This window comes from Pseudomonas sp. URIL14HWK12:I12, assembly GCF_003097135.1.
In the GTDB taxonomy this organism is placed as follows: Bacteria; Pseudomonadota; Gammaproteobacteria; order Pseudomonadales; family Pseudomonadaceae; genus Aquipseudomonas.
The window spans coordinates 928,647-949,877 of record NZ_QEQL01000001.1 but is presented as its reverse complement, the minus strand read 5'-3'; the positions used below and the strand labels follow the sequence as shown (position 1 = coordinate 949,877).

The following is a 21,231-nucleotide window of genomic DNA, read 5'->3' as shown; positions in this document are numbered from 1 at the left end:
ACGGGCAGCGCGTGTGCATACTTGAAAACGACACAGCCATGGCGCGCGCTGCTATTTGCCCGATGGATGCGTTACAGTTTGGCCGTTACATGACCCTTATCCGGCAAGGCGTGGTGGATGACGCAACTGCTGCTGTACCAGCGTATCGCTCAACAACTGGCTGACGACATTCGGCTCGGGGTCTACCGCCCAGGGGAAAAAGTGCCTTCGGTGCGCAAGATGAGCGTGCAGCTCAACGTAAGCCATGCCACGGTGCTCCAGGCCTACGCCAGCCTTGAAGATCAGGGCCTGATACGCGCACGGCCGCAGTCAGGTTACTACGTTCACCAGACACCGGCTTTGACTGCGCCCACCCCTGACATCGCCAAGGTCGAGCGGCCCGGTTTGGTGACGCGCAGCAGCATCATCCAGCAGGTGCTCGATGAGTCACGCCGAGATGGCGTGTTTCCGCTCGGCTCGGCCGTCGCACACCCCTCTTACCTGCCGGTGCGTGCGTTGCATCAGCAGATGGCGCGTGTAACCCGCTTTCAGAGCCAGCGGGCCTTCAGCTATATGTACAGCCCTGGCTATGAGCCCCTGCGCAGGCAGATCGCGATCCGCATGCGGGATTCTGGCGTGGTCGTCGACCCGGGTGAGGTAGTGATCACCCATGGCGCGGTAGACGCTCTGCAGATGGCGCTGCGGGTGCTCACTCGCCCAGGTGACCTTATCGCTGCCGAGTCGCCGACCTATTATGGCTTGTTGCAAATGGCCGATCTGCTGGGGCTCAAGGTCATCGAAATCCCGAGCGACCCGGCACTGGGCATCAGTGTCGAGGCGCTGCAACTGGCTGCCAATCAATGGTCGATCAAAGCCTTGGTACTTTCGGCTCGGTTGAGTAACCCCCTGGGCAGCACCATGCCCGAGGAGCGGCAAAAGCAGCTGTTGCGGCTGGCAGGGGAGTTCGACATCCAGGTGATCGAGGATGACGTATCTGGCGAACTGGTCTTCGACCCGGGCCGGCACAAGGCGCTGAAGGCTTTTGACAAGGCTGGGCAGGTCATCTATTGCTCGAGCTTTTCGAAGACGCTCGCCCCGGGTGTTCGGATCGGCTGGATGCTGGCCGGCAGATACCAACCCGAGGTTCAGCGGTTGCAGACCTTCAGCACCCACTCGGCCTGCAGCGTCACGCAGGTTGCGGTGTCGGCTTATCTTGAGCATGGTGGGCACGACCGCCATTTGCGTTACATGCGCCAGGAGTTTCGCAAGAACCTGAGTGTGTATCAGCTCGCGGTGCAGCAGCATTTCCCCGCCGGCACCCAGATGAGCCGGCCGGTGGGTGGGTTCGTATTGTGGGTGAGCTTGCCGGGAAGGGTAGATGCCCAAGAGCTGCACGTGCGCGCACTCGAGCATGGGCTGTCTATCGCGCCCGGGCTGATCTTCAGCAATACCGAACAGTTCAACCACTGCATTCGGCTTAACTGCGGCATTCCATGGAACGCCGAGACCGAGCAGGCAGTGATGACGCTGGGCGTGCTCGCCACCCAGCTGTGCGACGAAAGTGGGAACATTCCTGCTTACCCTTGAGTCGATTTGTCATTCACCCCAGCTTGCCAGTGTCGCTGCGACGAGAGAGCATGGGCAGACCAGTCATTGGTGGTCGTGGTTTCATGAAAACACGTATAGCGCTTTCGCTCCTTCTTATGCTCTCGGCACCGCTGGCCGGGGCCACGTCATTCTCCCAGGCTACCGCCTCGCTGCTGTCCACCCTTTCAGGCCTGGGCGCGAGCGCTGTTCCCGGCATGCAGGCGCCTGCTCAAACCAAGGCTGCTGTTGCTGCGCCGAAGAGCAAGCCCGCCGCGCCGAACGTGAAGAAGGTGGCCAGCAAGACTTCATCTCGCAAGAAGGCCGATACCGTAGCCAATGAGCTGCCCAAGCCCAAGCTGGACCTGAGCCTGCCCAAAGACATGGTCGACGCGCTTAAGCCCGAGCCGAAAGGGCCTGCCACTGTCGTCAAGGCGCCTAACCGCCTGCCGGCGATGTTCAATACCAAGCCGGCGGGGCAGGAGGACTTCGAGCTCAATGGCAGGCTGATCAGCAACGAAATGGACCTGAATTTGCGTAATGAGGCACGCAGGGATGTCGAGGGCGCGGCCCTGGATTTCAAGTTTCGTCAATGAAAGGCTGTGAGGGGTGGTTTCAAACACCTGTTTGAGGCGCTACTATCACTGGGTCGTGATTGTGACATGCGAGGCCCTCTGACCATCATGCAATGCCGTCCATCGTGCGGGGCTTGTTGCACCGCGCCCTCCATCAGTTCACCTATTCCTGGCATGCCTGATGGCAAACCAGCGGGCGTTGCATGCGTGCAACTGCTGGAAGACTACCGCTGCGCCATTTTCGGCAGACCCGAGCGCCCCGCCGTGTGTGCCGGCTTCCGGCCTCAGGCTGAGGTATGCGGTGAAAGCCGAGAGTCGGCCATTCGCCTCATTGGCTGGCTTGAGGCGGCTACGGCGGCGGCATGAAGGCAGGGCTTTTTGATCTTCAATAAAAAGGAAAACCCATGAGATCGATTCGCTCCATTGCTGTCCTGGTATTGCTTACCGCTCCGTTGGCTCATGCAGAGGATTGGCAGGTGGCCAAAGACGCTGAAGGCATTAAAGTGTCGCTAGCCGAAGTGCCGAATTCCACCTTCAAGGCGTATCGTGGCGTCACGGTGATTCATGCAAGCCTTGCACGTATTCGAGCCTTGCAGGAAGACCTGACCGGCGCCTGTAAGTGGATTCACGAGTGCAAGATGCAGAAGCTACTCAAGCAGCAGGGCAGCGAGGCCTGGACCTACGGGCAGTTCAATACGCCCTGGCCCGTCACGCCGCGCGATTCGGTGCTTCATGTGGTTACCCAGGAGGGCAGCGATGGGAGCCTCACGCGTACCCTTGAAGGTGTGCCCAATTATCTCCCGGAAGAAAAGGGGTACGTGCGGGTAACCGAGGTCAAGGGCTTCTGGAAGCTGGTGCCCAAAGGGCCAGAGAGCACCGAGGTCACCTATCAAGTGCACACGGAGCCGGGTGGAAGTGTGCCTGCCTGGGTAGCCAACAAATTCGTGGTGGATGCGCCTTTCAATACCCTAAAGGGCCTGAAAACAGCCGCCGAGCAGTGATAAACGACAAGGCCGCCTCTCGGCGGCCTTGTGCGTAGGGGCGGGGTGTTACTTGCGCTGGTCGAGCTCGACCATGTCCCGCTGGGTGGCGCCGGTGTAGAGCTGGCGAGGGCGGCCGATCTTGTAGGGGCTCGACAGCATCTCTTTCCAATGGGAGATCCAGCCCACGGTGCGCGCCAGGGCGAAGATCACGGTAAACATGCTGGTCGGAATACCGATCGCCTTCAGGATGATGCCCGAATAGAAGTCGACGTTCGGGTACAGATTGCGTTCCTTGAAGTAAGGATCGTTACGAGCGATTTCATCCAGCTTCATTGCCAGCTGCAGCTGCGGGTCGTCCTTCACGCCCAGTTCTGCGAGCACTTCGTCGCAGGTCTGTTTCATCACCTTGGCTCGCGGGTCGAAGTTCTTGTACACCCGGTGGCCGAAGCCCATCAGCTTGAACGGATCGTTCTTGTCCTTGGCCTTGGCCAGGTACTTGTCGATGTTCGATACGTCACCGATCTCGTCCAGCATGGCCAGCACGGCTTCGTTGGCGCCGCCGTGAGCCGGGCCCCAGAGGGCGGCGATACCGGCGGCGATACAGGCGAACGGGTTGGCGCCCGAGGAGCCAGCGAGGCGCACGGTGGAGGTCGAGGCGTTCTGCTCATGGTCGGCGTGGAGTATGAAGATACGATCCATCGCGCGTGCCAGCACCGGGCTGATCGGTTTGATCTCGCACGGGGTGTTGAACATCATGTGCAGGAAGTTTTCGGCGTAGGACAGGTCGTTGCGCGGGTACATCATCGGCTGGCCGATGGAGTACTTGTAGACCATCGCGGCCAGCGTCGGCATCTTCGCGACCAGGCGAATCGCAGAGATCTCGCGGTGCTGCGGATTATTGATGTCGAGCGAGTCGTGATAGAACGCCGACAGGGCGCCGACCACGCCGCACATGACCGCCATGGGGTGGGCGTCACGGCGAAAGCCGTTGAAGAAAGTCTTGAGCTGCTCGTGAACCATGGTGTGGTTTTTCACGGTGCTCACGAACTTGGCCTTCTGCTCGGCGTTGGGCAGCTCGCCGTTGAGCAGCAGGTAGCACGTTTCGAGGTAGTCGGATTTCTCCGCCAATTGCTCGATGGGGTAGCCGCGGTGGAGCAGAACCCCTTGGTCACCATCGATGTAGGTGATCTTCGACTCGCAGGATGCGGTGGACATGAAGCCCGGGTCGAAGGTGAACACGCCAGAGGCGGTCAGAGTACGGACGTCGACGACATCAGGCCCAACGCTGCCGGTTAGAATCGGCAGTTCGACGGGGGCGGCGCCCTCGATGATCAACTGCGCTTTTTTGTCAGCCATGTGGCCTCCTGTTCATGCTTCAAATCATCTGAAAGCCCCCCACGCAGGGCCCGCACCACTATAGAGCCATAAATCTCAAAGTCAATTTGCTGAGGATTAGGCTTTAGCCGCACGACAGAGGGGTTTTGCCGCCATGTTCCGGGGCATTTACGCCTTTTGGGCAGCTATTGCAATGCGCCGTTAGGGGAGGTTCTGCGCGTTGTCATTAGTAGCCTAACTGTCTATACTCGACGTCCGACCGCCCTGGGCTTTTTTGGCCCGTTCCAGTGGCGTCGTCACTCCCTGGGTGGTGGGTACCTGACCAGTACACTTCCCGACAACTTGCCCTGCTTGCAAGGGGGCTCTTCAGTGTGAAAAAAGCCGTGAATAGCCAACGACCTGTAAACCTAGACCTAAGGACCATCAAACTCCCCGTCACTGCTTACACGTCCATTCTCCACCGTATTTCTGGCGTCATCCTGTTCGTCGGCATTGCCATTGCGCTTTACGCGCTGGGCAAGTCGCTGGGCTCGGAAGAAGGCTTCGGTGACGTGAAGGCGTATCTGACCAGTCCGCTGGCCAAGTTCGTGATCTGGGGGCTGCTCTCTGCCCTGTTGTACCACTTGGTGGCCGGTGTGCGTCACCTGGTCATGGATGCGGGCGTCGGCGAAACGCTGGAAGGCGGGAAGCTGGGCTCGAAAATCGTCATCGTAGTCTCGGTGGTGCTCATCGTTCTGGCGGGGATCTGGGTATGGTAACCAACGTCACAAACTTCTCTCGTTCTGGCCTCTATGACTGGATGGCCCAACGGGTTTCTGCGGTCGTTCTCGCGGCTTATTTTCTGTTCCTGATCGGCTACCTCGTGGCTCACCCGGGGCTCGACTACGCTCAATGGCACGGTCTGTTCTCCCACAACGCGATGCGTATCTTCAGCCTGCTGGCCCTGGTCGCCCTGAGCGCCCACGCCTGGGTCGGCATGTGGACCATCTCCACTGACTACCTCACGCCCATGGCGCTGGGCAAGTCGGCCACTGTCGTGCGTTTCCTGTTCCAGGCGGTATGCGGCGTCGTGATGTTCGCCTACTTCGTCTGGGGTGTGCAGATTCTTTGGGGTATTTGATTCATGTCTAGCATTCGTACACTCAATTACGACGCCATCATCGTAGGTGGCGGCGGCGCCGGCATGCGCGCTGCGCTGCAACTCGCCCAGGGCGGCCACAAGACCGCCGTGGTCACCAAGGTCTTCCCGACTCGTTCGCACACCGTATCGGCCCAAGGTGGCATCACCTGTGCGATCGCTTCGGCCGACCCGAACGACGACTGGCGCTGGCATATGTACGACACCGTCAAGGGGTCGGACTACATCGGCGACCAGGACGCTATCGAATACATGTGCCAGGTAGGCCCGCAAGCGGTCTTCGAACTTGACCACATGGGCCTGCCGTTCTCACGCACCGAAACCGGCCGTATCTACCAGCGCCCGTTCGGTGGTCAGTCCAAAGACTTCGGCAAAGGCGGCCAGGCTGCCCGTACATGCGCAGCCGCCGACCGTACCGGTCACGCCCTGCTGCACACCCTGTACCAGGCCAACCTGAAAAACGGCACCACCTTCCTCAACGAATGGTACGCAGTCGACCTGGTCAAGAATCAGGATGGCGCCTTCGTCGGGGTGATCGCCATCTGCATCGAGACCGGCGAAACCGTCTATATCCGCTCCAAGGCCACCGTGCTGGCGACCGGCGGTGCAGGTCGTATCTACGCCTCCACTACCAACGCCCTTATCAATACCGGTGACGGTATCGGCATGGCGCTGCGTGCTGGTGTGCCGGTGCAGGATATCGAGATGTGGCAGTTCCACCCCACCGGCATCGCCGGCGCCGGTGTGCTGGTCACCGAAGGCTGCCGTGGTGAGGGGGGTTACCTGATCAACGCCCATGGCGAACGTTTCATGGAGCGTTATGCGCCCAACGCCAAAGACCTGGCCGGCCGCGATGTGGTTGCCCGTTCGATGGTCAAGGAAGTGTTGGCCGGCAACGGCGTGGGCCCCAACAAGGACCACGTACTGCTCAAGCTCGACCACCTGGGCGAAGAAGTACTGCACAGCCGCCTGCCAGGCATCTGCGAACTGTCCAAGACCTTCGCACACGTCGACCCGGTGGTCGCGCCAATTCCAGTCATCCCGACCTGCCATTACATGATGGGCGGCGTTGCCACCAACATTCATGGCCAAGCAATCACCATGGACGCCGACGGCACCGATCACGTCATCCCGGGCCTGTTCGCCGTGGGTGAAGTGGCCTGCGTCTCGGTCCACGGTGCCAACCGGCTGGGTGGCAACTCGTTGCTCGACCTGGTGGTATTCGGTCGCGCTGCCGGCCTGCATCTGGAAAAAGCGCTGTCCGAGGGCATCGAATACCGCGATGCCAGCGATACCGATATCGACGTGGCCCTGTCGCGTCTGGCGTCGCTGAACGAGCGCAATAGCGGCGAAGATGTCGCAACCCTGCGCCGCGAGCTGCAAAGCTGCATGCAGAACTACTTCGGTGTGTTCCGTACCGGCGAATACATGGAAAAGGGCATCGCCCAGTTGGCTGGCCTGCGTGAACGTATTGCCAACGTCAAGATCAATGACAGAAGCCAGGCCTTCAACACCGCGCGTATCGAGGCGCTGGAGCTGCAGAACCTGCTGGAAGTTGCCGAAGCCACGGCGATCGCCGCCAATACCCGTGAAGAATCCCGTGGCGCTCACGCCCGTGAAGACTTCGAAGACCGTGACGACGAAAACTGGCTGTGCCACACCCTGTACTACCCGGGTGAGAAGCGCGTAGCCAAGCGCGGCGTCAACTTCGCGCCGAAGACAGTTCCTGCCTTCGAACCTAAAGTCCGGACTTACTGAGGGTGAACACCATGTTGCAAGTCAGCGTCTATCGTTACAACCCAGACCAGGACACCGCACCGAAAATGGTGGATTTCCAGGTCGATACCGACGGCAAGGACCTCATGGTTCTCGACGTGCTGGCCCTGATCAAGGAACAGGACGAGGGTTTCTCGTACCGTCGCTCGTGCCGCGAAGGCGTGTGCGGCTCTGACGGCATGAATATCAATGGCAAGAACGGGCTGGCGTGCATCACGCCGCTGTCGGCCGTGGTCAAGGGTGGCAAGTTGGTGTTGCGCCCATTGCCTGGGTTGCCGGTCATTCGTGACCTGGTCGTGGACATGAGCATCTTCTACAAGCAATACGAGAAGGTGAAGCCATTTCTGCAGAACGACACGCCGGCACCCGCCATCGAACGCCTGCAGACCCCGGAAGATCGGGAGAAGCTCGATGGGCTGTACGAGTGCATTCTGTGTGCGTGCTGCTCCACCTCATGCCCGTCGTTCTGGTGGAACCCGGACAAGTTCCTGGGCCCCGCTGCGCTGCTGCAAGCCTACCGGTTCCTGGCCGACAGCCGCGACACTCGCACCAATGAGCGCCTGGCGTCGATGGACGATCCGTTCTCGGTGTTCCGTTGCCGTGGGATCATGAACTGCGTAAACGTTTGCCCCAAGGGCCTGAACCCGACAAAGGCGATCGGCCACGTACGCAACATGCTCCTGTCCAGCGGTACCTGATTTACCAAGCTGCACCGTAAGCCGCCATACGCCGGGCGAAAGCCCGGCCTCTGGCAACATCGGGCAGAGGCTCAGAAGGCCGCTGCCTTTACTTTGAAGAAATGAGACCAGCAGGGGCTTCCGGGCTGGTACCCGGAACATCTATGGGAATCTTCGTGGTTCGCGTGAGCGGGCAGGCGAGGGCATACCTGGGTGATGGCCCCTAACCGAGGGTGACCAAGCATGCAAGAAAGCGTGATGCAGCGCATGTGGAACAGCGCCCACCTTTCAGGTGGTAACGCTGCCTATGTGGAAGAGCTCTATGAGCTTTACCTGCACGACCCTAACGCTGTGCCAGAAGAGTGGCGCACCTACTTCCAGAAGTTGCCCGCCGACGGCAGCACCGCCCCCGACGTTTCCCACTCGACCGTTCGCGATCATTTCGTTTTGCTGGCGAAGAACCAGCGCCGCGCCCAACCGGTATCTGCCGGGAGCGTGAGCAGTGAGCACGAGAAGAAGCAAGTTGAAGTACTTCGGATGATCCAGGCCTTCCGGCTGCGTGGCCACCAGGCGGCCCAGCTGGACCCGCTGGGCTTGTGGCAACGGCCCGCGCCGGCAGACCTGTCGATCAACCATTACGGCATGACCAATGCCGATTTGGATACGACCTTCCGAACCGGTGACCTGTACATCGGCAAGGAAGAAGCAAGCCTACGCGAAATTCTCGAGGCCTTGCAGTTGACATATTGCCGCACCATCGGCGCCGAGTTCATCCACATCGTCGATTCCGAGCAGCGCAGCTGGTTCCAGCAGCGCCTCGAAAGCGTGCGCGGCCGCCCGGTCTATTCGCCGGACGTGCAGGGCCATGTGCTCGAGCGCGTCACCGCAGCTGAGGGACTGGAAAAGTATCTGGGTACCAAGTATCCAGGCACCAAGCGCTTCGGCCTGGAAGGTGGCGAGAGCTTGATCCCCCTGCTCGACGAGATCATCCAGCGCTCCGGCTCCTACGGCACCAAGGAAGTGGTCATCGGCATGGCCCACCGGGGTCGCCTGAACGTGCTGGTCAACACCTTCGGCAAGAACCCGCGCGAGCTGTTCGACGAGTTCGAAGGCAAGAAGAAGGTCGAGCTGGGGTCCGGTGACGTCAAGTATCACCAAGGCTTCTCTTCCAACGTCATGACCACTGGCGGCGAAGTCCACCTGGCGATGGCGTTCAACCCGTCTCACCTCGAAATCGTGTCGCCTGTGGTTGAGGGCTCGGTACGTGCCCGTCAGGATCGCCGCAATGACAAGGCGGGCGACAAGGTCGTGCCGATCAACATTCATGGTGATGCGGCCTTCGCTGGCCAGGGTGTGGTGCTCGAAACCTTCCAGATGTCGCAGACCCGCGGCTTCAAGACGGGCGGCACCATCCACATCGTCGTCAACAACCAGGTTGGTTTCACTATCAGCAACCCGCTGGATGCTCGCTCCACGGAGTACGCTACCGACGTTGCCAAGATGATTCAGGCGCCGATCCTGCACGTCAATGGCGACGACCCCGAAGCGGTGCTGTTCGTCAGCCAGCTGGCGGTCGACTACCGCATGCAGTTCAAGCGTGACATCGTCATCGATCTGGTGTGCTACCGCCGCCGTGGTCACAACGAGGCTGATGAGCCAAGCGGCACCCAGCCGCTGATGTACCAGCAGATCGCCAAGCAGCGCACCACTCGCGAGCTCTTCGCCGAGCGCCTGATCACCAGTGGCGCCTTGACCACCGAGGCCGTTCAGGCACAGGTCGACGAATACCGCAACGCGTTGGACAACGGCCTGCACGTGGTCAAGAGCCTGGTCAAGGAACCGAACAAGGAACTGTTCGTCGACTGGCGCCCCTACCTGGGCCATACCTGGACCGCTCGCCACGACACTCGCTTCAACCTCAAGACACTTCAGGAGCTGTCCAGCAAGTTGCTGACCATCCCTGAGGGCGTCGTGGTACAGCGCCAAGTGGCGAAAATCCTTGAAGACCGCCAGAAGATGCAGGCCGGCGGCTTGCCGATCAACTGGGGCTATGCCGAAACCATGGCCTACGCCACGTTGATCTTCGAAGGCCACCCGATCCGGATCACCGGGCAGGACGTTGGCCGAGGCACCTTCTCGCACCGCCACGCGGTGCTGCATAACCAGAAGGACGCCACCAGCTACGTGCCGATGACGAACCTGTTCGAAGGCCAGCCATCGTTCCAGCTGTATGACTCGTTCCTGTCGGAAGAGGCAGTGCTGGCGTTCGAATACGGCTACTCCACCACCACGCCGAACGCGCTGGTGATCTGGGAAGCCCAGTTCGGCGACTTCGCCAACGGTGCGCAAGTGGTCATCGACCAGTTCATCACCAGCGGCGAGCACAAGTGGGGCCGGCTGTGCGGCCTGACCATGCTGCTGCCGCATGGCTACGAAGGCCAGGGCCCCGAGCACTCCTCGGCACGCCTTGAGCGCTACCTGCAACTGTGCGCCGAGCACAACATCCAGGTGTGCGTGCCGACCACTCCGGCTCAGATCTACCACCTGCTGCGTCGCCAGGTCATCCGCCCGCTGCGCAAGCCGTTGGTGGTGCTCACGCCCAAGTCGCTGCTGCGCCACAAGCTGGCGGTGTCGACCTTGGAAGATCTGGCCGAAGGCTCGTTCCAGACCATCATCCCCGAGATCGATGCACTGGACCCAGCCAAGGTCGAGCGTCTGGTGCTGTGCAGCGGCAAGGTCTACTACGACCTGCTGGAAAAACGCCGTGCCGAAGGCCGCGAAGACATCGCCATCCTGCGTGTCGAGCAGCTGTATCCGTTCCCTGAAGACGACTTGGTCGAAATTCTCGCACCTTACACGCAGCTCAAGCATGCGGTGTGGTGCCAGGAAGAGCCGATGAACCAGGGGGCCTGGTATCAAAGCCAGCATCACTTCCGCCGTATCCTGGCCAGCCATAACAAGGCGCTGGTATTGGAATACGCCGGCCGTGACGCTTCGGCTGCACCAGCCTGCGGTTACGCATCGATGCATGCCGAGCAGCAGGAAAAACTGCTGCAAGATGCCTTTACTGTCTAACGCCTTCGAGCAAACGAACCCGAATTAAGGAATCCCTGCAATGGCTATCGAGATCAAAGCCCCTACTTTCCCGGAATCGGTTGCCGATGGCACCGTTGCGACCTGGCACAAGAAGCCGGGCGATGCGGTCAAGCGCGACGAACTGATCGTCGACATCGAAACCGACAAGGTCGTACTGGAAGTACTCGCTACGGCTGACGGTGTATTGGGCGCGATCGTCAAGAACGAGGGCGATACCGTGCTCTCCGACGAAGTACTGGGCTCGATCGAAGCGGGTGGCGCTGCTGCGGCGCCAGCTGCAGCAGCTCCGGCTGCTGCACCGGCTGCTTCTGCTGCGCCTGCCGCTGCACCTGCCGCGGCCGATGAAGACGCTATCGGCGCGCCTGCCGCCCGCAAGCTGGCGGAAGAAAACGGCATCGCGCTGGCGAGCATCAAGGGCACTGGCAAAGACGGCCGAGTGACCAAGGAAGACGTGGTCGCTGCTATCGAAGCGAAGAAAAACGCCCCGCAAGCCGCTGCCAAGCCTGCCGCCGCTGCTGCTGCTGCTGCTGCGCCTGTGGTTCAGGGTGCCGGCGACCGCACCGAGAAGCGCGTCCCGATGACTCGCTTGCGCGCCAAGATCGCCGAGCGCCTGGTCGAGGCGCAGTCGAACATGGCCATGCTGACCACGTTCAACGAAGTGGACATGACCGAAGTCATGGCTCTGCGCTCGAAATACAAGGACCTCTTCGAGAAGTCCCATAACGGTGTGCGCCTGGGCTTCATGTCCTTCTTCGTCAAGGCGGCTACCGAGGCACTCAAGCGCTTCCCGGCGGTCAACGCATCGATCGATGGCAATGACATCGTCTATCACGGCTTCGCGGACGTCGGCGTTGCCGTTTCCAGCGACCGTGGCCTGGTAGTGCCGGTACTGCGCAATGCCGAGTCGATGAGCCTGGCCGAGATCGAGAATGGCATCGCCACTTTCGGCAAGAAGGCCCGTGACGGTAAGCTCGCTATCGAAGAGATGACTGGCGGTACCTTTACCATCACCAATGGCGGCACTTTCGGCTCGATGATGTCGACGCCGATCGTCAACCCCCCGCAAGCCGCAATCCTGGGCATGCACAACATCATCCAACGCCCGATGGCAGTCAAAGGCCAGGTGGAAATTCGCCCGATGATGTACCTTGCTCTGTCTTACGACCACCGCTTGATCGATGGCAAGGAAGCAGTCACCTTCCTGGTCACCATCAAGAACCTGCTCGAAGACCCGGCACGCCTGCTGCTGGACATTTAAATCAGCTACAAGCTGCAAGCCGATGGCGCCACGCTGTGCGCTCGGCCACGACTTGCAGCTTGGGGCTTGAAGCTTGCAGCTATTAAGGAACGAATATGACTCAGAAATTTGACGTAGTAGTGATCGGTGCCGGCCCTGGTGGCTACGTCGCTGCGATCAAGGCTTCCCAGTTGGGCCTGAAGACCGCGTGCATCGAGAAGTACACGGACAAAGACGGCAAGCAGGCGCTGGGCGGCACGTGCCTGAACGTCGGTTGCATCCCTTCCAAGGCGCTGCTCGATAGCTCCTGGAAATATAAGGAAGCCAAGGAAAGCTTCAATGTTCACGGTATCTCCACCGGTGAGGTAAAGATGGACATCGGCGCGATGATCGGCCGCAAGGCCAACATCGTGAAAAACCTCACCGGCGGCGTTGCGACCTTGTTCAAGGCCAACGGCGTGACCTCCATTGAAGGCCACGGCAAGCTGCTGGCCGGCAAGAAGGTCGAGGTCACCAAACCCGACGGCACCACTGAAGTGATCGAGGCCGACAACGTCATTCTCGCCTCCGGCTCGCGCCCGATCGACATCCCGCCAGCCCCGGTTGACCAAAACGTTATCGTTGACTCTACCGGTGCCCTGGAATTCGCAGCTGTTCCGCAGCGCTTGGGCGTGATCGGTGCAGGCGTGATCGGCCTGGAGCTTGGCTCGGTATGGGCTCGCCTTGGCGCGCAGGTGACAGTGCTCGAAGCATTGGACACCTTTCTCATGGCTGCCGATGCTGCGGTGTCCAAGGAGGCCTACAAGACCCTCACCAAGCAAGGCCTGGACATCAAACTCGGTGCGCGGGTGACCGGTTCGAAGGTCAACGGCAACGAAGTCGAAGTGACTTACACTGACGCCAATGGCGAGCAGAAGATCGTGTTCGACAAGCTGATCGTCGCGGTCGGTCGTCGCCCGGTTACCACCGACCTGCTGGCTTCCGACAGCGGCGTTGATATCGACGAGCGTGGTTTCGTGTACGTCGACGACTATTGCGCTACCAGCGTACCGGGCGTCTATGCCATCGGTGACGTGGTTCGCGGCCTGATGCTGGCGCACAAGGCGTCGGAAGAGGGCATCATGGTTGTCGAGCGCATCAAGGGCCACAAGGCCACCATGAACTACGACCTGATCCCTTCGGTGATCTACACTCACCCGGAAATCGCGTGGGTCGGCAAAACCGAGCAGGCGCTCAAGGCTGAAGGCGTCGAAGTCAATGTTGGTACCTTCCCCTTCGCAGCGAGCGGCCGGGCCATGGCGGCCAACGATACCGGCGGTTTCGTCAAGGTGATCGCCGATGCCAAGACCGACCGTGTACTGGGTGTGCATGTGATTGGCCCAAGCGCCGCCGAGCTGGTGCAACAGGGTGCGATCGGCATGGAATTCGGCACCAGCGCCGAGGACCTGGGTATGATGGTGTTCTCTCACCCGACGCTGTCCGAGGCCCTGCACGAAGCAGCCCTGGCCGTGAATGGCGGTGCCATTCACGTAGCCAACCGCAAGAAGCGTTAACAAGAAGAAACCACAACGGTACCTCGCCCGTCGTTCGCCGCTTTGGCGGCGAGCCGCGGAACGGATGCCGGACTCGACCTTGCAGCACGGGTACAGCTTTGGGTGAACCACGAGATCCCAGGGTGATGGCCTGAGCTGCTAACGGAAGTCACAGGTGGCGCGGCACCCCACGGGGGGCGCAGCGCCGAAAGCGCAGTACCTAACGAAGACGGTAAAAAGCATGAATCTTCACGAGTATCAGGGTAAGCAGCTGTTCGCTGAATACGGCCTGCCGGTATCCAAAGGCTACGCGGTAGACACCCCCGAGGCCGCCGCTGAGGCGTGCGAAAAGATCGGTGGCAGCGAATGGGTCGTCAAGGCTCAGGTTCACGCAGGTGGCCGTGGTAAGGCCGGTGGTGTGAAACTGGTCAAGAGCAAGGAAGATGCCAAGGCATTCGCCGCCCAGTGGCTGGGCAAGCGCCTGGTGACTTACCAGACTGATGCCAACGGCCAGCCGGTTTCGAAAATCCTGGTCGAATCCTGCACCGACATCGCCAAGGAGCTGTACCTGGGCGCGGTCGTCGACCGTTCGACCCGCCGTATCGTCTTCATGGCTTCCACCGAAGGTGGCGTGGAAATCGAGAAAGTCGCCCACGACACTCCGGAAAAAATCCTGAAGGAAGTGGTCGATCCGCTGGTAGGCGCGCAGCCTTATCAGGGCCGTGACCTGGCGTTCAAGCTGGGCCTGGAAGGCAACCAGATCAAGCAGTTCACCCAGATCTTCGTAGGCCTGGCCAAGCTGTTCAAGGACTACGACCTGGCCCTGCTGGAAATCAACCCGCTGGTGATCAAGGCCGACGGCAACCTGCACTGCCTGGATGCCAAGATCAACATCGACGCCAACGCCATGTTCCGCCAGCCGAAACTGCGCGAATTCCATGACCCGTCGCAGGACGACGCCCGTGAAGCTCACGCTGCCAAGTTCGAGCTGAACTATGTGGCACTGGAAGGCAACATCGGCTGCATGGTCAACGGTGCTGGCCTGGCCATGGGTACCATGGACATCGTCAACCTGCATGGCGGCAAGCCTGCCAACTTCCTCGACGTGGGTGGCGGCGCAACCAAGGAGCGCGTAACCGAAGCGTTCAAGATCATCCTCTCCGACAGCAACGTGCAAGCCGTTCTGGTGAACATTTTCGGCGGCATCGTTCGCTGCGACATGATCGCTGAAGGCATCATCGGCGCTGTGAAAGAAGTGGGCGTGAAGGTTCCTGTAGTCGTGCGCCTGGAAGGTAACAACGCCGAGCTGGGCGCCAAGGTCCTGGCAGAAAGCGGTCTGAACATCATCGCGGCAACCAGCCTGACCGACGCTGCGCAACAAGTCGTCAAAGCCGCGGAGGGCAAGTAATGAGCGTTTTGATCAATAAAGACACCAAGGTCATTTGCCAAGGCTTCACCGGCTCGCAGGGGACTTTCCACTCTGAACAAGCCATTGCCTATGGCACCAAAATGGTTGGCGGCGTGACTCCGGGCAAGGGCGGCACCACCCACCTGGGCCTGCCGGTATTCAACACCGTCAAGGAAGCCGTCGAAGCCACTGGCGCCGACGCTTCGGTCATCTACGTCCCGGCTCCGTTCTGCAAGGACTCGATCCTCGAAGCTGCCAACGGTGGCATCAAGCTGATCGTGTGCATCACCGAAGGCATCCCGACCCTCGACATGCTGGACGCCAAGGTCAAGTGCGACGAGCTGGGTGTACGCCTGATCGGCCCTAACTGCCCGGGCGTCATCACCCCCGGTGAGTGCAAGATCGGCATCATGCCTGGTCACATTCACTTGCCAGGCAAGGTCGGCATCGTATCGCGCTCCGGCACCCTGACCTACGAAGCGGTCAAGCAGACCACCGATGCAGGTTTCGGTCAGTCCACTTGCGTGGGCATTGGCGGCGACCCGATCCCGGGCTCGAACTTCATCGACATCCTGAAACTGTTCCAGGATGACCCGAAAACCGAAGCGATCGTAATGATCGGCGAAATCGGTGGTTCGGCAGAGGAAGAAGCTGCGGCTTTCATCAAGGCCAACGTGACCAAGCCGGTTGTTTCCTACATCGCTGGCGTGACTGCGCCACCCGGCAAGCGCATGGGCCACGCCGGTGCGATCATCTCCGGCGGTAAAGGCACTGCTGACGAGAAATTCGCTGCGCTGCAGGACGCGGGCGTCAAGACCGTTCGTTCGCTGGCCGACATTGGCAAGGCACTGGCCGAGCTGACCGGTTGGGAAGTGAAGAAGTAAGTTTTTCGCGAACTTGCTGACTCAAGCAAAGGCCACCTTCGGGTGGCCTTTGTCGTTTTCGGCCATTGGTGCCGGGCACCCTCTGTTGCCTAGGGGTGTGGAGGCTTCAGCTCCGTGACCAGGCGTAGGCCTGCGTCTGGTAGGGGAACGACACCTGATCTTTGCCTTTCAGGGCAGGGTGTGTGGCAATCAAGTCCCGCAGTTGTGCAGCCACAGCGTCCTGTTCGGCCTGGGGCAGCGCCGCAATGAAGCTTACCGACAGGAAGCGCCCCAGGATGACATCGTCGGGCGAGCCGGTGTGATGATGTTCGAAGGTGGCCACACGCTCATCGGCGAAGTATCGGCCGTCGAAGGCCTCACGCCAGCGGCCAGTATGGAAGCGCGGCGCATTCCCCTCGTATGGCGTGATGATGCGGGTGATATGCGCTACCCAATCGACAGACTCGTCGCGCACATTCCACACCAGGCCGAGCCGGCCGCCAGGCACCAGTACACGATGAAATTGAGCGAGCGCTGCAGTGGTTGCGAACCAATGGAACGCTTGCGCGCAGGTCACCACGTTCACGGTGGCGTCACCCAGTGGCAGTTGCTCGGCAGTGCCATCCATCACGGGGACTTTCGGGAGCGCTAGCGAGAGCTCCTCGCGCATCTTTGCGACCGGCTCCAAGGCTGTTACGTCGGCCCCGATACTCGAGAGCAGGCGTGTGAATTTCCCGGTGCCGGCCCCGACATCCAGCACGCGCATTGAGGGGGCTATACCGAGTTCTTGTGCCAGCCAAGGTTCCAGCGCCTTGGGGTACTCGGGCCGCGAGCGGGCATATTGTTGGGCCTGTGCGGTGAAGCCGCGCTGGGCTGCGTCGTGAACCATAGGCATGGCAGAGCTCCGAAAAAGGGCTTGCTCAATGGACCCCTTGTCATGGCCAAGGTGCCTCAGGCAATCATTTTCACACCGATCAGGGCTAGCATCACCGCAAGGAAAGGGCGCAAAAAGGCATCGGGAACCTTCCCGGCCATGTGGCTACCTACCCAGATTCCGGGTAGGGAGCCCAGCAAGAGGTGGCCCAGCAGCGACCAGTCCAGATTGCCCATGCTGGCGTGGCCCAGGCCCGCGACCAGGGTAAGCGGGACGGCATGGGCAATCTCCGTGCCTACCAGGCGCCGGGTAGGCAGAAAAGGGTAAAGCAGGAACAGCCCAACGGTGCCCAGTACGCCGGCGCCAATGGAGGTGAGCGAAACCATTACGCCCAACAACACGCCAGTCAGCACTGTTAGCCCGTTCAGCGTAGCGGGTGCAAACTGATAGCGGTCGCCTGCACCCCGGGCGGCAAGGCGTTGCAGCCAGGGTTTGAGCAAAATGGCGACTGCAGTTAGCAGCAATACTACGGCTAGAGCTTGTTTAATCAGGCTGTTGAGCGCCTTGGCGTCGCCTGGCAGGTGCTGTAGGGCCCACAGCGTAAGCGCGGCAGCCGGAACGCTCCCCAGGCTCAACCAGCCGGTGATTCGCCAGTCGATATTGCGGTGGCGGCTGTGCACCCACACACCACTGCACTTGGTGACCGCAGCATAGAGCAGGTCGGTACCCACCGCGGTGGCGGGATTGATCCCAAACCAAAGGAGGATGGGCGTCATCAACGACCCTCCGCCCACGCCGGTCATGCCGACGATGAAACCGACCACCAGGCCTGCGAAGGTGAAACCGAGCAACGCTGTGTCCATCATCTGATCCGTAATGCCCATGCAACGCCGCGTTAGCGCGGCGGCGGCGCAGGATAGCAATTTTGCCGGGGGCAGGTGATAACCATGCGTTCTTAGCTTATTCCGCGTGGTTTATGTTCAGTGCTGGAGGATCAGCGCAGGTGCTCCAGCATTTGGCCAATGACGCTCAACACATCGCCACCGAGGCGGGCTGAACGTGCCCCGTTCCAGCCCGTCTGGGGTGAGGGCGCATCGTCGTGATCTTTGAAGGGCATTTCCAACGTGAGCGCCAAGCAATCGAAACGCTCTCCCACGGCATGGCACGCCAGGGTGGGGTTGGCTTGGCCCGGTGCACTGCGTGGGTAGCCATGTACTTGTTGGAAGTCAGCGGTGCGCGCACAGAGTAGGTCGCGAAAGCGCGACTCAAGCCCAGCGAGCCTTGGTGTATAGCCTGGGTTACCCTCGCAGGCGGCGGTGAAAACATGAGGAATGGCTTCGTCACCGTGAGCATCGATAAACAGGTCTACCCCGCTGAGCTGCATCTGCTGATGCGCGAAATGCACCTCCGGCGCCGTCACCGGATCTGGGGCCTGCCAGGCTCGGTTCAGGTCTACACCGTGGAAGTTGGTGCGCAGGTGGCCAAGGAAGGCACCGTCGGGGTTCATATTCGGGATGAGGTAGAACGTAGCTCTGTCGAAAAGCGCTTCGCTTGCTGCGCTACCGTCTAGCAGTTGCTCAATAAGCCCCTCCATGAACCACTCAGCCATGTGCTCGCCGGGGTGTTGCTGAGCGATAAGCCAAACCGCTAACGGGCCGTGGCCAGCGCGTAGCAGCTCGATCGCGCGGCCTTGGCTGCTGTTGCCCTGAGCGTGGAGCGTCATGCCTCCCGCCAGCGCTCGCTGGACCAGCGCGTTATGGCGGGTGCGCGTATAGGGTTCGAAATAGGCTAGCGAAAGAGCATCACTGCTGGGGCTGACCTCTATGATCAACGCTTGGCCGTCGTAGTGCGTGGGCACGCGCGACCAGTCATTGCCGTTCTCGCTCGCCACCGCTCGGTAGCCCGGCCAGCCGTCGTTAAAGGTGGCCTGGCCTGCGTTTTCGAGCACGAAGCGGTAGAGCTTACCCGGCTCCATGCCGGTAGCCCGGAAGTGAAACCATTGGAGGTGAGCGCTGTGGGTGTCGGGGCGGATCGCCAGGCGGAGGTTCGAAGGGTCTGACAGGTTACGGACTTCGATGTTGCCGCTGTCGAAGCGGGCATCTACGTTGATGGGCATGAGGAACTCTCTTGAAGGCGTAAACCTTCTTATAAGAGCTTGATGACACGCCAGCAAGTACAACAGCGCTCAGAGGCTCAGCCAGCTCACAAGCATCAATATCGTCAACGCTGCGATCCACCTTCCCAGTGAGGCTTTACGCCTAGCCTGAAGCTTGGCTCCGTTAGCCAATAGGGCCTGGGAGGGCTCCAGCAGGCTGCGCCAAAGCAGCTCTGTTTCATGAAAAGCCTGCAGGTGGCTTGGCGAGGCATCCAGCCAGCGCCTGAAGTCGATGCGTTCGCTCGGGGTAATAGCGGGGTTCTGCAGGCGGGTGTACCAAGCGCTGGCTTGCGCGGAGCCAGTGCGTAGGCGTTGGCCGAGCGTATTCAGTGCACAGGTAAGGTGGGTTTCGATACGCTCAGGGCACAGACCAAGGTGCTGAGCAATCTCGGCAAACCCCAGCTCATCGATTCTGGCCAGCAAAAGTGCCTGGCGGTGGCGGCGGGGCAGGCTTGCAAGGGCGTGATACAGAGGGCAGCTGCCAGGCGCAGCGCCAGTAGCTGGCTGCAGCCAATCGGGCGGTGGCGATAGTGAATGGGCCATCAAGGTGCTCCTGCAACCAATCCTGCTGAAAGCCTGGTGTTTTTTGAGAAACGGTATCGTCTGAAGGATTCTTTTGTCAGTGGAGATTCTTGGCACGGTGCTGCGACAGTTCATTAGGCCTGGAGGAGCAAATGACGCTTTGATATCATGCCTACCGTTCACGACTTCATTTAGCCTGATGAAGCGAAAAAAAGACCCGGCCAAAGAGCCGGGTCAATAACCGTGATTAGCCTGATGAGGAGATAATCTGAAAACACGACCAAGAGTTTTCAGGTTATCGGCTGACCTCGCGACCAGCTGAATGCAATAATAATCGTTATCATTTGCAGGTCAAGTGATTTCGTTGTCCTCGTGATTTTATTTTCCCTTCGCGTTTCTCAGCCGTTCTTCTTCAGTGGCCATTGCACTGCTGAGGAGCGTTCTGGCCATCTCAAGCATATGCACTACGGCCATTGCCATGTCCCTCGGCGCCCCCCGGAGAGGGTCGGCTGATTCGTATGCCGTGGCCGATGCGCACTTGAGCAGATCACTTGCATGCCCCAGCGCCTCCAGGCAATTCAGCCCAGGCTGAGCCTGCAGGGGCAGGGTTGAAGCGCCGTGTTTGAGTTCGCCATGGTGCGCAGAGGCCCGTGGTGAGGCGACGTGTTCAGTGAGCGTATGGGGAGTCATGGTATTGCCTGCGCCAATCTGCAAAGCCAAAGCATATCGCTTTCTGTAATTGTTACCTTGCCTGTAATATTACAATTTGTAATCGGCTGCGAGGACGGTCGCGTTTAAGGTGGCGCCATGGATGAATGGATAAAGATGGTCAAATTGGGCATGCGAGAGCAGCGCCTTACACAGGAGCGGCTGGCAGATCGAGTGGGTGCGTCCCAGGCAGCGGTCAATCATTGGCTAACCGGGCGCCGCGAACCCGGCCAGGCCATGATGAATCGCATTCTGCGTGCGGTCGGCCACCCCGAGATGGAGGTGGCAACCGTTCTGCGCGTCGCTGATGAGCGCGCCGGCTACGATAGCGCTGTGCAGCAAGCCATGGCACTGGAAGATGGCGTCTGGCGCTATCCCTGCCTCGACTGGAGTGCTTTCAACGAGCCTGACTTCAGCCAATGCACTGCCTCGAGCTGGTTTGCCAGCGATTACCATGCTACAGGCGCGGCTTGCTGGGTGTGCGTGACGACTGAGGCCATGCTTGCACCTGCGGGGTTGTGCATTCCTGTAGGTAGTTGGGTCCTGGTGGATACAGGCTTGGCGCCGAAATCTGGGCAACTGGCGGTAGTGCGGCAGGCCTCGGGCGGGCTGCCCAGGTTGCGCCAATGGGTAGAGGAAGGAGAGGTCACGTGGCTTCGGCCCCTTAATCCTACCTGGCCCACTCAGCAAGCGGCGGCTGATTGCACGCCCTGCGGGGTGGTCGTGCGGTCGCTGGGAATATGGGAAACGCCCTGAATGCACTGAGGGGAGCCTAGGCTCCCCTCAAAG

Annotated in this window: 20 protein-coding genes; 14 read left to right on the top strand and 6 right to left on the bottom strand. The window is 60.4% G+C overall.

Going from position 1 to position 21,231, the window contains the following annotated elements:
* The first annotated feature begins 117 nt into the window (after positions 1-117).
* The 4 genes from F474_RS04465 to F474_RS04450 all read left to right on the top strand — a co-directional run bounded on the left by F474_RS04465 (position 118) and on the right by F474_RS04450 (position 3,139).
* Positions 118-1,566, top strand: coding sequence for a PLP-dependent aminotransferase family protein (locus tag F474_RS04465; RefSeq protein WP_097083748.1), 1,449 nt, complete (start codon positions 118-120; stop codon positions 1,564-1,566).
* 83 nt (positions 1,567-1,649) lie between these two features.
* The gene (locus tag F474_RS04460) at positions 1,650-2,159 is read left to right on the top strand and encodes a hypothetical protein (RefSeq protein WP_256577664.1); all 510 of its coding nucleotides are present in this window, start codon (positions 1,650-1,652) and stop codon (positions 2,157-2,159) included.
* An 87-nt stretch (positions 2,160-2,246) separates the two neighbouring features.
* The gene (locus F474_RS04455; RefSeq protein ID WP_097084274.1) at positions 2,247-2,504 is read left to right on the top strand and encodes a YkgJ family cysteine cluster protein; all 258 of its coding nucleotides are present in this window, start codon (positions 2,247-2,249) and stop codon (positions 2,502-2,504) included.
* Between the two features lie 38 nt (positions 2,505-2,542).
* Entirely contained in the window at positions 2,543-3,139 is a 597-nt protein-coding gene (locus F474_RS04450) for an START domain-containing protein (protein ID WP_097083749.1), read from the top strand.
* Positions 3,140-3,187: 48 nt separating this feature from the next.
* On the opposite strand, the gene gltA is transcribed toward F474_RS04450, so the two are convergent.
* The gene (gene gltA, locus F474_RS04445) at positions 3,188-4,477 is read right to left on the bottom strand and encodes a citrate synthase (protein WP_097083750.1); all 1,290 of its coding nucleotides are present in this window, start codon (positions 4,475-4,477) and stop codon (positions 3,188-3,190) included.
* 350 nt (positions 4,478-4,827) lie between these two features.
* On the opposite strand from gltA, the gene sdhC reads away from it, so the two are divergent.
* From sdhC to sucD, 9 genes are all read left to right on the top strand, one after another.
* The gene (gene sdhC / locus F474_RS04440; RefSeq protein WP_176510712.1) at positions 4,828-5,214 is read left to right on the top strand and encodes a succinate dehydrogenase, cytochrome b556 subunit; all 387 of its coding nucleotides are present in this window, start codon (positions 4,828-4,830) and stop codon (positions 5,212-5,214) included.
* Positions 5,208-5,576, top strand: a complete 369-nt coding sequence (gene sdhD / locus F474_RS04435) for a succinate dehydrogenase, hydrophobic membrane anchor protein (RefSeq protein ID WP_097083751.1) — start codon at positions 5,208-5,210, stop codon at positions 5,574-5,576. The genes sdhC and sdhD overlap by 7 nt, the downstream gene beginning before the upstream one ends.
* Before the next feature lie 3 nt (positions 5,577-5,579).
* Positions 5,580-7,352: a succinate dehydrogenase flavoprotein subunit gene (gene sdhA / locus F474_RS04430; RefSeq protein WP_097083752.1), complete on the top strand. Its 1,773-nt coding sequence runs from the start codon at positions 5,580-5,582 to the stop codon at positions 7,350-7,352.
* 11 nt (positions 7,353-7,363) lie between these two features.
* Positions 7,364-8,068, top strand: a complete 705-nt coding sequence (locus tag F474_RS04425) for a succinate dehydrogenase iron-sulfur subunit (protein WP_097083753.1) — start codon at positions 7,364-7,366, stop codon at positions 8,066-8,068.
* Between the two features lie 222 nt (positions 8,069-8,290).
* A complete protein-coding gene (locus F474_RS04420) occupies positions 8,291-11,122 on the top strand; it encodes a 2-oxoglutarate dehydrogenase E1 component (RefSeq protein WP_097083754.1) in 2,832 nt (943 codons plus the stop codon).
* A gap of 40 nt (positions 11,123-11,162) precedes the next feature.
* The gene (odhB, locus tag F474_RS04415; protein ID WP_097083755.1) at positions 11,163-12,401 is read left to right on the top strand and encodes a 2-oxoglutarate dehydrogenase complex dihydrolipoyllysine-residue succinyltransferase; all 1,239 of its coding nucleotides are present in this window, start codon (positions 11,163-11,165) and stop codon (positions 12,399-12,401) included.
* 95 nt (positions 12,402-12,496) lie between these two features.
* Entirely contained in the window at positions 12,497-13,933 is a 1,437-nt protein-coding gene (gene lpdA / locus F474_RS04410; RefSeq protein WP_097083756.1) for a dihydrolipoyl dehydrogenase, read from the top strand.
* Between the two features lie 220 nt (positions 13,934-14,153).
* The gene (gene sucC, locus F474_RS04405; protein ID WP_097083757.1) at positions 14,154-15,320 is read left to right on the top strand and encodes an ADP-forming succinate--CoA ligase subunit beta; all 1,167 of its coding nucleotides are present in this window, start codon (positions 14,154-14,156) and stop codon (positions 15,318-15,320) included.
* On the top strand, positions 15,320-16,204 hold the full coding sequence (gene sucD, locus F474_RS04400; protein ID WP_097083758.1) for a succinate--CoA ligase subunit alpha: 885 nt from the start codon (positions 15,320-15,322) through the stop codon (positions 16,202-16,204). Before sucC ends, sucD begins: the two co-directional genes overlap by 1 nt.
* 106 nt (positions 16,205-16,310) lie before the next feature.
* Here sucD and F474_RS04395 read toward each other — a convergent pair whose 3' ends face one another.
* From F474_RS04395 to F474_RS04375, 5 genes are all read right to left on the bottom strand, one after another.
* On the bottom strand, positions 16,311-17,078 hold the full coding sequence (locus F474_RS04395) for a class I SAM-dependent methyltransferase (RefSeq protein WP_097083759.1): 768 nt from the start codon (positions 17,076-17,078) through the stop codon (positions 16,311-16,313).
* Positions 17,079-17,134: 56 nt separating this feature from the next.
* Positions 17,135-17,920 (bottom strand): sulfite exporter TauE/SafE family protein, encoded by a 786-nt coding sequence (locus tag F474_RS04390; RefSeq protein ID WP_097084276.1) that lies wholly within the window; start codon positions 17,918-17,920, stop codon positions 17,135-17,137.
* A gap of 131 nt (positions 17,921-18,051) precedes the next feature.
* Positions 18,052-19,173 (bottom strand): M14-type cytosolic carboxypeptidase, encoded by a 1,122-nt coding sequence (locus F474_RS04385; RefSeq protein WP_097083760.1) that lies wholly within the window; start codon positions 19,171-19,173, stop codon positions 18,052-18,054.
* A gap of 69 nt (positions 19,174-19,242) precedes the next feature.
* Positions 19,243-19,755, bottom strand: a complete 513-nt coding sequence (locus F474_RS04380) for a DUF4880 domain-containing protein (protein WP_165830265.1) — start codon at positions 19,753-19,755, stop codon at positions 19,243-19,245.
* Positions 19,756-20,112: 357 nt separating this feature from the next.
* A complete protein-coding gene (locus tag F474_RS04375) occupies positions 20,113-20,424 on the bottom strand; it encodes a DUF6124 family protein (protein WP_097083762.1) in 312 nt (103 codons plus the stop codon).
* Positions 20,425-20,541: 117 nt separating this feature from the next.
* Here F474_RS04375 and F474_RS04370 point away from each other — a divergent pair, with 117 nt between their 5' ends.
* A complete protein-coding gene (locus tag F474_RS04370) occupies positions 20,542-21,198 on the top strand; it encodes a LexA family transcriptional regulator (protein ID WP_097083763.1) in 657 nt (218 codons plus the stop codon).
* Positions 21,199-21,231: the final 33 nt, after the last annotated feature.

What these genes read in the sequence shown, in the direction of transcription:
- gltA (WP_097083750.1), bottom strand. Translation starts at nt 4,477, where the DNA reads ATGGCTGACAAAAAAGCGCAGTTGATCATCGAGGGCGCCGCCCCCGTC.
- F474_RS04385 (WP_097083760.1), bottom strand. Translation starts at nt 19,173, where the DNA reads ATGCCCATCAACGTAGATGCCCGCTTCGACAGCGGCAACATCGAAGTC.
- sdhA (WP_097083752.1), top strand. Translation starts at nt 5,580, where the DNA reads ATGTCTAGCATTCGTACACTCAATTACGACGCCATCATCGTAGGTGGC.
- F474_RS04390 (WP_097084276.1), bottom strand. Translation starts at nt 17,920, where the DNA reads ATGGACACAGCGTTGCTCGGTTTCACCTTCGCAGGCCTGGTGGTCGGT.
- F474_RS04460 (WP_256577664.1), top strand. Translation starts at nt 1,650, where the DNA reads ATGAAAACACGTATAGCGCTTTCGCTCCTTCTTATGCTCTCGGCACCG.
- sucC (WP_097083757.1), top strand. Translation starts at nt 14,154, where the DNA reads ATGAATCTTCACGAGTATCAGGGTAAGCAGCTGTTCGCTGAATACGGC.
- F474_RS04425 (WP_097083753.1), top strand. Translation starts at nt 7,364, where the DNA reads ATGTTGCAAGTCAGCGTCTATCGTTACAACCCAGACCAGGACACCGCA.
- F474_RS04395 (WP_097083759.1), bottom strand. Translation starts at nt 17,078, where the DNA reads ATGCCTATGGTTCACGACGCAGCCCAGCGCGGCTTCACCGCACAGGCC.
- sucD (WP_097083758.1), top strand. Translation starts at nt 15,320, where the DNA reads ATGAGCGTTTTGATCAATAAAGACACCAAGGTCATTTGCCAAGGCTTC.
- F474_RS04465 (WP_097083748.1), top strand. Translation starts at nt 118, where the DNA reads ATGACGCAACTGCTGCTGTACCAGCGTATCGCTCAACAACTGGCTGAC.
- F474_RS04450 (WP_097083749.1), top strand. Translation starts at nt 2,543, where the DNA reads ATGAGATCGATTCGCTCCATTGCTGTCCTGGTATTGCTTACCGCTCCG.
- sdhD (WP_097083751.1), top strand. Translation starts at nt 5,208, where the DNA reads ATGGTAACCAACGTCACAAACTTCTCTCGTTCTGGCCTCTATGACTGG.
- F474_RS04420 (WP_097083754.1), top strand. Translation starts at nt 8,291, where the DNA reads ATGCAAGAAAGCGTGATGCAGCGCATGTGGAACAGCGCCCACCTTTCA.
- F474_RS04380 (WP_165830265.1), bottom strand. Translation starts at nt 19,755, where the DNA reads ATGGCCCATTCACTATCGCCACCGCCCGATTGGCTGCAGCCAGCTACT.
- F474_RS04375 (WP_097083762.1), bottom strand. Translation starts at nt 20,424, where the DNA reads ATGACTCCCCATACGCTCACTGAACACGTCGCCTCACCACGGGCCTCT.
- lpdA (WP_097083756.1), top strand. Translation starts at nt 12,497, where the DNA reads ATGACTCAGAAATTTGACGTAGTAGTGATCGGTGCCGGCCCTGGTGGC.
- F474_RS04370 (WP_097083763.1), top strand. Translation starts at nt 20,542, where the DNA reads ATGGATGAATGGATAAAGATGGTCAAATTGGGCATGCGAGAGCAGCGC.
- F474_RS04455 (WP_097084274.1), top strand. Translation starts at nt 2,247, where the DNA reads ATGCAATGCCGTCCATCGTGCGGGGCTTGTTGCACCGCGCCCTCCATC.
- odhB (WP_097083755.1), top strand. Translation starts at nt 11,163, where the DNA reads ATGGCTATCGAGATCAAAGCCCCTACTTTCCCGGAATCGGTTGCCGAT.